10 protein-coding genes and 1 pseudogene are annotated in these 9,788 nt (G+C 73.3%); 2 read left to right on the top strand and 9 right to left on the bottom strand.

Going from position 1 to position 9,788, the window contains the following annotated elements; translation table 11 throughout:
* The 9 genes from ABD879_RS30650 to ABD879_RS30610 all read right to left on the bottom strand — a co-directional run.
* A partial coding sequence (locus ABD879_RS30650) for an rRNA adenine N-6-methyltransferase family protein (protein ID WP_345025226.1) occupies positions 1–456 on the bottom strand: 456 nt, incomplete at its 3' end.
* The gene (locus ABD879_RS30645; protein ID WP_345025225.1) at positions 453–605 is read right to left on the bottom strand and encodes a hypothetical protein; all 153 of its coding nucleotides are present in this window, start codon (positions 603–605) and stop codon (positions 453–455) included. The genes ABD879_RS30645 and ABD879_RS30650, both read right to left, overlap by 4 nt.
* Positions 606–956: 351 nt before the next feature.
* Positions 957–1,991 (bottom strand): zinc-dependent alcohol dehydrogenase family protein, encoded by a 1,035-nt coding sequence (locus ABD879_RS30640; protein WP_345025224.1) that lies wholly within the window; start codon positions 1,989–1,991, stop codon positions 957–959.
* Between the two features lie 17 nt (positions 1,992–2,008).
* Positions 2,009–2,812, bottom strand: a complete 804-nt coding sequence (locus ABD879_RS30635; protein ID WP_345025223.1) for a DeoR/GlpR family DNA-binding transcription regulator — start codon at positions 2,810–2,812, stop codon at positions 2,009–2,011.
* A gap of 11 nt (positions 2,813–2,823) precedes the next feature.
* A complete protein-coding gene (locus ABD879_RS30630; protein WP_345025222.1) occupies positions 2,824–3,873 on the bottom strand; it encodes an NAD(P)-dependent alcohol dehydrogenase in 1,050 nt (349 codons plus the stop codon).
* Positions 3,866–4,717: a carbohydrate ABC transporter permease gene (locus tag ABD879_RS30625; protein ID WP_345025221.1), complete on the bottom strand. Its 852-nt coding sequence runs from the start codon at positions 4,715–4,717 to the stop codon at positions 3,866–3,868. The genes ABD879_RS30630 and ABD879_RS30625 overlap by 8 nt, the downstream gene beginning before the upstream one ends.
* Positions 4,714–5,661 (bottom strand): carbohydrate ABC transporter permease, encoded by a 948-nt coding sequence (locus ABD879_RS30620; RefSeq protein WP_345025220.1) that lies wholly within the window; start codon positions 5,659–5,661, stop codon positions 4,714–4,716. The genes ABD879_RS30625 and ABD879_RS30620 overlap by 4 nt, the downstream gene beginning before the upstream one ends.
* Positions 5,658–7,172 (bottom strand): extracellular solute-binding protein, encoded by a 1,515-nt coding sequence (locus ABD879_RS30615; protein ID WP_345025219.1) that lies wholly within the window; start codon positions 7,170–7,172, stop codon positions 5,658–5,660. The genes ABD879_RS30620 and ABD879_RS30615 overlap by 4 nt, the downstream gene beginning before the upstream one ends.
* Positions 7,173–7,311: 139 nt before the next feature.
* A complete protein-coding gene (locus ABD879_RS30610; protein ID WP_345025218.1) occupies positions 7,312–7,707 on the bottom strand; it encodes a YybH family protein in 396 nt (131 codons plus the stop codon).
* Between the two features lie 106 nt (positions 7,708–7,813).
* Here ABD879_RS30610 and ABD879_RS30605 point away from each other — a divergent pair, with 106 nt between their 5' ends.
* Together ABD879_RS30605 and ABD879_RS30600 are read left to right on the top strand one after the other, a co-directional pair.
* The gene (locus ABD879_RS30605) at positions 7,814–8,713 is read left to right on the top strand and encodes a LysR family transcriptional regulator (RefSeq protein WP_345025217.1); all 900 of its coding nucleotides are present in this window, start codon (positions 7,814–7,816) and stop codon (positions 8,711–8,713) included.
* 132 nt (positions 8,714–8,845) lie between these two features.
* Positions 8,846–9,788 (top strand): annotated as a pseudogene (locus ABD879_RS30600) (hypothetical protein); the annotation flags it as partial.

Genomic DNA, 9,788 nt, shown 5'->3' with positions numbered 1-9,788 from the left:
GGCCCGGTCGGCGATGGCGGCGTCGATCTCGACGGTGGTGACGTTCTGCCCGCCGGCCATGTGCGCCAGCAGCGCCGCGTTCCACCCGGTGCCGGTGCCGATCTCCAGGACCCGCATCCCCGGCTCCACCTGCAGGTAGTGGAGCATCCTGCTGACGATGGACGGTGCGGAGATCGAGCTGGTGACGAGCAGTCCTCGCCCGGTGTCCGGGGTGGCCCCGTCGTCGACCTGCGTGACGATCGGCTCGTCGGCGTAGGCGGTCTCCAGCCAGGCCGCCGGATCGTCCTCGCGGCGCCGTGTGATGAGTTCGCCGTCCTCGGCGTCGACCCAGATGACGTCCGGGACGAACCGGTGCCGCGGCACGGCCAGGAACGGCGGGCGCCACCGGTCGGTCATCATGCCGGCGTCCGCGAGCTTGTCGATGAGCCGCTGGTTCAGGGCCTCGGCGTCGCTCATCTGCTCTTGCCGCCTTTGCCCCTGTCCTTGTCCTGGTCGTCCTTGGCCCTTTTGCCCTTGCTCGGCTGCTTGTTGGGGTCGACGAACGTGCCGTGTTGGTCTTCGGGCTTGTGGCCGTCCCTGGTGTTGCCGCCGCCGTGCATGCCCATCTGTTTCCTCACTGTGAAGTCGCTGCTGGTCGTCGCTCATTGAAGCCGAGCCGGTCGGACGGCGGCTACCGTCCGTAAGGATCCAATCCTGTTGCGTTGCACCCCCCTGCTCGAGGGGCAGATCGCCAGTTCTTCAACGGCGACCGGTTGTGCGAGAGGCGGCTGTGCTGAAGGGGCGATGCACCGGCGCCCCGGTCCTCTGCAAGTGGAGGCCGGGGCGCCGGTCTTTGCGGCCCGAGGCCGCCCGCCGAGTAGCCAGGGGCGGGACGGTTCGTGCGGGTCTCTCCATGTAGGTGGCGGTCTTGCGGGCCCAGTGCGCAAAGCCCCACGGTCCGAGCGTGCAGATCGTCTTCAGCAGCGGGCGCCGTTCACCGCGGGAGCGTCCGAGGGGCAGGCGGCGCTGACCTGGAGTTTGCGGCCGGTGCCGTCGCGGAAGGCGGTCAGGGCCTCGGGGTAGCGGTCCAGGGCGAACCGGTCGCTGATCATGATGTCGGGGTCGATGGCGCCGCGGGCCATCAGGTCCACGGCGCGGCCGAAGCTGTGCAGGACGGCCATGCTGCCGACGATGGTGATCTCGTCGTTGTAGACGCGGAACGGGGAGAAGCGGGCGGTGGCGTCGGCGGGTGCGACGCCGAACTGCTGGAACGTGCCGCCGCGGCGCACGCGGGTCAGGCCGTCCTCGATGGCGGCGACCGCGCCGGTGCAGTCGATGACGACCTCCCAGCCCTGCGGGCGGTCGAACTCGTCGGCCGAGGCGGCCGCCGCGTCGGCGCCCAGCCGGGTCGCGACCGGCAGCCGCGCGGTGTTCAGATCGACCACCGAGACGGAGGCGGCACCGGCGCGGCGGGCCAGCTGCAGCATCATCAGGCCCATCGTCCCGGCGCCGTAGATGAGGTAGTGGTCGCCCATGCGGCGCGGCAGCAGGTCGAACCCGCGCACCGCGCACGACAGCGGTTCGATGAGCGCGGCGTGCGAGAGGTCCAGGTGTTCGGGGAGCCGGTGGCAGTTGGCGGCCGGGGCGAGCGCGTACTCGGCGCAGGCGCCGTTGCGGGTCACGCCGATGGCGTTCCAGTTCTCGCACAGGTTGCCCTGGCCGCGTTCGCAGTAGTGGCAGGCGCCGCAGAACAGCGACGGGTCGACGGCCACGCGGTCGCCGGTGCGCAGTCCGGTCACGCCGGCGCCGACGGCGACGATCTCGCCGGCGAACTCGTGGCCGGGCACGATCGGGTACGGGGTGGGGGCGAAGTCGCCGTCGAAGATGTGCAGGTCGGTGCCGCAGATGCCGCAGGCGGCGACGGCGACGACGACCTGGCCGGGGCCGGGGGCGGGGTCGGGCAGGGTGGTGACGGCCACGGTTCCGGGGGTTTCGATCAGCGCTGCTCGCATGCCGGCGTGCTCCTCGGTCAGCGGGTCTCGGGCGGGTGGACGATCTGGACGGGGACGCCGAGGCCGCGCAGCGCGTCGATCTCCTCGGCGGGGGTGGCGGCGTCGGTCACGACCAGGTCGTAGCGGGCGGCGTCGCCGTAGGCGTAGGTGGCGGTCTTGCCGAACTTGGAGTGGTCGGCCAGCAGGATGTTGCGGTGCGCCGCGGCGAGCATGGCCTCCTTGACCTCGGCCGAGTCGCGGCTGGGGTGGAACAGGCGGCCCGCCAGCACGGCGGCGGCCGACACGAACGCCTGCTCGGCGGTGATGCGGGCGAGCGCGGCGGTCACGTCGGGGCCCGAGCAGGAGTTGAAGTCGCCCCGGTAGCGGCCGCCGAGCAGCACCACCTCCACGGCGTCGGCGTGCCCGAGGATCATCGCGATCGCCAGCGAGTTGGTGACCACGGTGAGCCCTTCCACGGCGGTCAGGCGGCGGGCCAGCGGGTGCAGGGTGGTGGAGTCGTCCAGCAGCACGGTGCTGCCGGGGCGGACCAGGTCGGCGACCGCCGCGCACAGGGCGTCCTTCTCGGCGGCGTGCCGGCGTTCGCGGAACCGTTCGGCGCTTTCGACGGTCAGCGACGGCAGCGCCGCGACCCGGCCGCGCAGTTTGCGCAGCAGCCGCCGTTCGACCAGGTCGTCCAGGTCGCGGTGCACCGTCATCAGGCTGACCCCGAACCGCGCGGCCAGGTCGTCGATGCGCGCCTCGCCGTGTTCGATGACGTGGCGCAGGATGGCCTGGCGGCGTTGTTCCACGGCGGCCTCGGAGGGACGCCCCCTGCGGTTCACCCCCCGTCCTCTCAGGGGTGCACGACGGGTTTGATCGCGGTGTCGTCGCGGGCCGCGACGGTGAGCGCGCGTTCGGCCTCGGCCAGATCGAAGCGGTGGGTGACGAGCCGGTCGAGGTCCACCTTGCCGGACGCGGCCAGCGCGATCGCGGTCGGCCAGGTGTTGGCGTAGCGGAAGGTGCCGGTGACCTGGATCTCGTGCCGTTGGACGTGGTCCAGCGGCAGCGGGATCTCATCGCCGCCCATGCCGATCAGCACGACGCGGCCGCCGCGGCCGACCAGGCGGACGGCCGTGCCGATGGCGGCGGGCGCGCCCGAGCATTCCAGCAGCACGTCGGGTTCGAAGCCCGACACGGGCCGTTCGGCGACGTTGACGGTGGCGTCGGCGCCCAGGTCGGCGGCCACCTGCAGGCGGTGCGGCCGCACGTCGGTGACCACGACCTCGCCGGCGCCGAACGCGCGCGCCGTCTGCGCCGCGATCAGCCCGATCGGTCCGGCGCCGGTGACCAGGACGCGCGACCCGGGCCCGACGCCTGCCTTGCGGCACGCCCACACCCCGACCGACAGGGGTTCCAGCAGCGCGGCGGCCTCGTCCGACAGGGTGTCGGGCACCGGGTGCGCCATGGCCTCGTGCACGACGACGTACTCGCTGAACGCGCCGTCGACCGGCGGGGTGCCGAAGAACCGCATGTCCGGGCACAGGTTGTAGTGGCCGGTGCGGCACTGGTCGCAGGTGAAGCACGGCACGCCCGGTTCGATGGACACGCGCTGCCCGGGGTGGTTGCGGGTGACGCCCGGTCCGACCGCGGCGACCACGCCGCCGGACTCGTGTCCCAGCACCAGGGGACGGCGCACCACGAAGTCGCCGATACGGCCTTCTTCGTAGTAGTGGACGTCGGAGCCGCAGGTGCCGACGGCGCTGACCCGTACCAGCACCTGGCCGGGCCCGGGTTCGGGCACGGGACGTTCGTCCAGCACCAGGTCGCGCACCCCGCGCAGCAGCGACACCCGCATGGTGGCGGGGATCGCGGCGGCGGTGGCGCCGAGGGTGGTCTCACTCACCTGTGACCGCTCCTAGCGTGAGGCCGGTGACCAGCCACCGGCGGACGGCGATTCCTACGAGCATCATCGGGACGACGACGATGGTGCCGATCGCGGTGAGCTGCCCCCAGTCGATGCCGGTCTGGGTGACCAGCTGGCCGGCGGCGATCGGCAGGGTCTGGGAGTCGGGGCCGCTGAACACCAGCGCGAAGGCGTAGTCGTTCCAGGAGAACACCAGGCACAGCACGAACGTGGTGACCAGCCCGGGTTTGGTCAGCGGCAGCACCACGTACCGGAACGCCTGCCACCGCGAGCAGCCGGCGACCAGCGCCGACTCCTCCAGGGCGGGGGGCACCTGGGCGAAGAACGCGCTCATCAGCCAGATCGCGAACGGCAGGCTGAAGGTCAGGTAGGCCAGCACCAGGCCGGGCACCGAGTCCAGCAGGCCGAGCCGCCGGTAGATGAGGAACAGCGGCAGCACGACGGCGGCGATCGGCGCCATGCGGGTGGAGATGATCCAGAACGACAGGTGCCGTTTGCCGCGCGTGCGGGTGCGGGCCAGACCGTACCCGGCGGGCGCGCCGAGCGCGACCGCCAGCACCGCGGCCGCCCCGGCCGCCAGGATGCTGTGCCAGATGTAGGGGGCCAGGTCGTTGGCGCCGGTGAACAGTTCGCGGTAGTTGCCGAGGGTGGGGCGGAACAGCAGGTCGGGGGTGGCGGCGGTGACCTGGTCGGCCGGTTTCAGCGACGACAGCGCCATCCAGGCCAGCGGGACCAGGGTCCACACCAGGGCGGCGGCGACGATGGCGGCGGCGGTGACGCGGGACCGGAGGCTGCCGCGTTCCAGGGGCGTGGGGCGGGTCATCGGGTCAGTCCCTCCCGGTCCAGGACGCGGATGAACGCGCGGGCGACGACGATGGACGCGGCGAGCATGGCCAGGCCGATCGCGGCGGCGTAGCCCAGGTCGAAGAAGCGGAACGCGGTCTCGTACAGCCGGACCGGCACGGTCTTGGTGGCGTCGGCGGGTCCGCCGCCGGTGGTGACCCAGATCACGTCGAAGTAGCGGATGGCGTCCATCGAGCGGATCAGCAGCGCCACCAGCAGCACGTTGGAGATGGACGGCAGGATGATGTGGGCGAGCATGCTCCACCCGCCGGCGCCGTCGATGGCGGCGGCCTCGCGCAGGCTCGCGGGGATGGCCGTCAGGCCCGCCAGGGTGATGAGCGTGATGAGCGGCGTCCACTCCCACACGTCCATCAGCACCACGGCGGTGAACGCCGACGTCTTCGAGCCCATGATGTCGCCGTCGTAGCCGATCTGCCGCAGCATCCAGGTGTACAGGCCGAAGGTGGAGTCGGTGAGGAACCGGCCGAGCAGCCCGACGATGACGGGTGCGACGAATATGGGCAGCAGAAGCAGTGTCAGCGCCGCGTTGCGGCCGCGGGCCAGCCGCCGCACCGCCAGGGCCAGGCCGACGCCGGCCAGCATCTCCAGTCCGACGGTGAGGGTGAAGTAGACGGCGGTGCGGATCCAGGCCCAGCCCAGGTCGGGGTCGGTGAAGAACCGCGTCCAGTTGTCGGCGCCGACCCAGTGCAGGCCGACGCCGCCCAGCAGCCGCACCCGGGCCAGGCTCATGACGATGATGGCCAGGAACGGCACGATCGACAGGGCGGCCAGCAGCAGCAGGCCGGGCGCCATCATGCGGCCCTCGAAGCCGGGCAGCCGTCCGGGGCGGCCCGGGCGCGGTGCGGTGCGGGCGGGGCCGGTGGCGCTGCCCGCGGGGGCGGCGGGGGCGGTGGAGCCGGTCATGCCGTCCACCCCCTGGCGATGATGCGGTCGAAGCGTTTGCGGGCCGAGCGCATCGCCTCGGCGGGCGAGGCGTCACCGGCCAGCATGCGCGACACCTCGGTGTAGATGGCGGTGTCGCACTCGTTCCACATGGGGATCTTGGGGCGCAGGCCGATGTTCTCGCTTTGCCAGGTCCGCTCGACGACGTCGGTGGTCAGCAGGTTGGGCATCGGTGACGGGCGGCGCGCGGCGGCCTTGACGTCGCCGCGCTCGTACACCGACCGGCGGGTGGGGGTGCCGCCGCCGACCTTGCCGGCCAGGCCGCGCAGCTGGGTGTCGGGGGAGGTGGCCCACAGCAGGAACAGCCAGGCGGCGCGGCGTTCGTTGGGCAGGGTGTTGGCGCTGATGGCGATGCCGGTGCCGCCGTACATGCCGGCGCGGCGGGCCGGTCCCTTGGGCAGGGGCGCGTAGCCGACCTTGCCGGGCATGGCGGCTTCGTTGCTTGCGGCGAACTCGTGCCAGTTGGGGCACATGGCCAGGCGTCCGGCGCGGAAGGCGGCGCCGACGCCGTCCCAGTCCCAGGTGCGTGAGGCGGGGTCGGCGACCGACAGCAGTCGGCGGTAGAACTCGGCGGCGGCGATGGCGGCGTCGGCGTCCAGGCGGCACGGTCCGGGGTCGATGGTGCCGAGCCGTCCGACGGCGGTGTCGTCGTCGAAGTAGCTTCCGCCGTGGGCCCACAGCACGTTGGAGAAGTCGTTCATCAGCGAGTCGTGCTGTTTGGCCTGGTGGCCGGTGCCGTAGGGGACGTCGTCGGCGTTGTCGGTGAACCATTTGGCGATGGCGTAGTACTGCTCCCAGGTGGAGTCCTCCCCGGGGGTGGGGTCGAAGCCCAGGTCGGCGGCCATGCGGTCGCGGTACTTGTCGAACAGGTCGCGCCGGTACTGCCAGATCATGGTCGGGCAGTCGTAGGGCAGGGCGAAGACCTTGTCGGAGGCGGCGAAGCGTCCGGCGGCGTCCAGTTGGGTGGGGATGAAGTCGCCGAACCCGCCGGGCAGGGGCGGCAGGGTCGGGTCGGCGGCCAGTTCCCGCAGTTCGACCAGCCCTTTGGAGTAGGGGGCGAGCACCTGGTAGGGGTCGGCGTAGATGACCTGGTACTGGGCCTGGCCGGAGGCCAGGTCGAGGGCGACCTTCTGCACCAGGGCCGACAGTTCCAGCGTGACGATGTTGACGCGGATGCCGGTGAGGCGGGTGAAGGGCCGCAGGTCGGCGGCGATGGCGGCGGTGGGCGCGGTGTTCTCGGAGATGAAGTTGAGGGTGGTTCCGGCGAACTGCCGCCAGGGGTCTCCGGTGTCGCGGCGGGGGGCGTCCTCGCGGGTGCCGCAGGCGCCCAGCAGCAGCGGGCCGCTCGCGGCGGCGGCCGCGGCGCGCAGCACGGTCCGCGGGGGCAGGGGTGCGGGTTGGGGGCGGGTGTGGTGTGCGGGGGCGGTCGGGGGCGGCGGGGAGCGGGGTGGGGGCGGAAGGTGAACGGCCATGGACACTCCCTGGTGTGACTGCCGTCACCCTCATCACTTATCAGACAAACAGCCCCTTGTTAACACTCTTTGTGTGAAAACTCCGCCGACCGCCGCCGCACGTCGGCCGTCAGCCCGTGACGAATCGGCCCGTACCGGGTCAGTCCGCGGCGGGTCGGTCCGCGGCGGGCCCGTCCGTGACGGGGACGAACTCGGGCCGGTCGAGCAGCCGCAGCCAGCTGCCGTCGGGCTGGCGGCGGACCACCTGGGCGCGGGCGCCCGCCCCGTCCTTGGCCGGGGTGCCGGTCAGGGCGATGTCGCCGCAGATCAGGGTGGGCAGCGGCTCCTCGGGCTCGAAGTGGGGGCGGGACGCCAGCACCTTCTCCCACAGTTCGCGGATGGCCTGGCGGCCCACGGTCTGGCCGCCGGGCGGGTAGGCCATCACCGCGTCCTCCTCGTACAGCGCGGCGATCCCTGCGGCGTCCCCGGCGTTGGCGCGTTCGACGAACAGGCGGGTGAGGTCTTCGGGGCGCATCGCCTTCTCGTATTCGGCCATGGCATCTCCTCGTCGAGACGTGTGATCGGTGTGACGTCCCCCAGCCTGCCCACACGGCTACTAGAAGTCCAACAGATTGTTCTCATGGAAACTAGAATCAGCGGTTATGGAATTGCGGCAGCTGGAGTACTTCGTGGCCGTGGCCGAGGAACGCAACTTCACACGGGCCGCCGAGCGGGTGCGCATCAGCCAGTCGGGGGTCAGCGCCCAGATCCGGCAGCTGGAGCGCGAGCTGGGCGCCGAGCTGTTCGACCGCACCGGCCGCACCGCCACGCTGACCGTCGCGGGCAAGGCCGCCCTGGAGCACGCCCGGGCCGCGCTGGCCGCCGCCCGCGCGCTTGAGCAGGCCGTGGGCGAGGTGAGCGACCTGATCCGCGGCCGCCTGGCCGTCGGCATGGTGGTCGGCTGCACCATCACGCCGCTGTTCGACGCCCTGGCCGCCTTCCACCGGGCGCACCCCGGAGTGGAGATCGCGCTGCTGGAGGACGGCTCGGACCGGCTGGTGGAGGCCGTGCGCGAGGGCGCGCTGGACCTGGCCCTGGTCGGCACCGCCACCGCCGCCCCCGGCGGGCTGCCAGCGCTGACGGTCACCAGCGACCGGCTGGTGGCGATGGTGCCCGCCGAACATCCCCTGGCCGACCGGCCCCGCGTCACGCTGGCGGACCTGGGCGGCCGGCCGGTCGTGTGCATGCCGCCCGGCACGGGGCTGCGCACGGTGTTCGACCGGGCCTGCACCGCCTGGGACGTCCACCCGGTGATCGCGCTGGAGGCCAGCGCCGCCGACGCCATCGCCGACCTGGCGGCCCGCGGCCTGGGCGTGGGCATCCTGTCGGACTCCATGGCCGCCGCCTACCGCGACCGCCTGACCGCGCGGATCATCGACGACGTGGCCGCGCCCGCCCTGCTGGCGCTGGTGTGGAAGAGCACCCACGTCCCGGCCGTGCGCGCCTTCCTGGCCCACGCCCGCCGCGCCTTCGCCGCCGCGGGCGCCGGGGACGCGGGCTGAGAACACGCCCGGATCGGGGGCATACCCAGCGGCGACGCACCGGCGGCACCGGCCGGGCCGACTCGCGATCGATCTCGACTTCGGGTCAATGGCAGTTATGGTGAAGGTGAAGACCAGTACGCCATAGGGGGCATGGCCGTGGACGAGCAGGTCGCCGACACCGCCGGCGAGAACACCGGCACCGGGACGGGCAAAGCCGTGGCGGTGCCCGGCCGCCCGTCCGCGCAGGGCCGTCCCGACCCGCACGCCGTGGCGCTGCCGACCCGGCCGGACCGCACACCGCCCGACCGGTTCAAGGACGCGCTGCTGCTGGCGGCCGGCGACGCCGCCCGCCTGACGGCCACCGTGTCCGGGCCCGTGCGGCGGCTGGGACGCCAGGCGGCCGACCGCGCGGCGGCCTCCATCGTGGAGCAGTTGTCGCGCAGCCCCGCGATGGAGGCCGTGGAGCAGGCGGCCCGCCAGACCGCGACGCGGCTGGCGCGCGAGGCCGCCGACCGGGCCGTCTCGCAGGCCCGCGCGGCGGCCGAGTCGCACGTGCTGACCGGCACCGCGCTGGAGGTCGGCACCGCCGCGGTGGAGCTGGTCGAGCAGGCCGCGTCCCATCCGGTGGCCGAGGCGGCGCGGCGGCTGGCCGCGCGCAGCCCGCTGGCGCGCGCCGCCACCGCCACCGCGCTGGAGATGGCCGAACGCACCGTCTCCTCGCCGGTCGTGCAGGCCGCCACCCGCCAGATCGTCGACTCGGCGCTCGACGCGGTCGCCGACGTGGCGGTGGACGTGGCGCTGGACGCCGGCCGCGACATCGTCGTGCGGGTCGTCCGGCAGACCGCGCGCGAGGCCGCCCGCGAACTGGCCGGAACCGCCCGGGCCCGGGCGCGGGAGGCGGCCGACTGGGCGGGCCTGACACCGATGACCTCGGCTGTGGCGGACATGGCGGTCGAGGTGGCCGACGCGGCCGCCGAGGCCGCGGGGCGGGCGTCCGGCAACACCCGGATCCGCTCGGCGGGCGACCTGGTCGCCGCCGTGGCCGGCAGCGCCGTGGCCCGCGCCGTCCGCGACCTGGCGGCGCAGGCCGCCG

It is taken from the genome of Actinomadura keratinilytica (genome assembly GCF_039539665.1).
GTDB lineage: Bacteria > Actinomycetota > Actinomycetes > Streptosporangiales > Streptosporangiaceae > Spirillospora > Spirillospora keratinilytica.
Note: the sequence above shows the minus strand (reverse complement) of the source record. Positions and strands in the feature narration are given on the sequence as shown.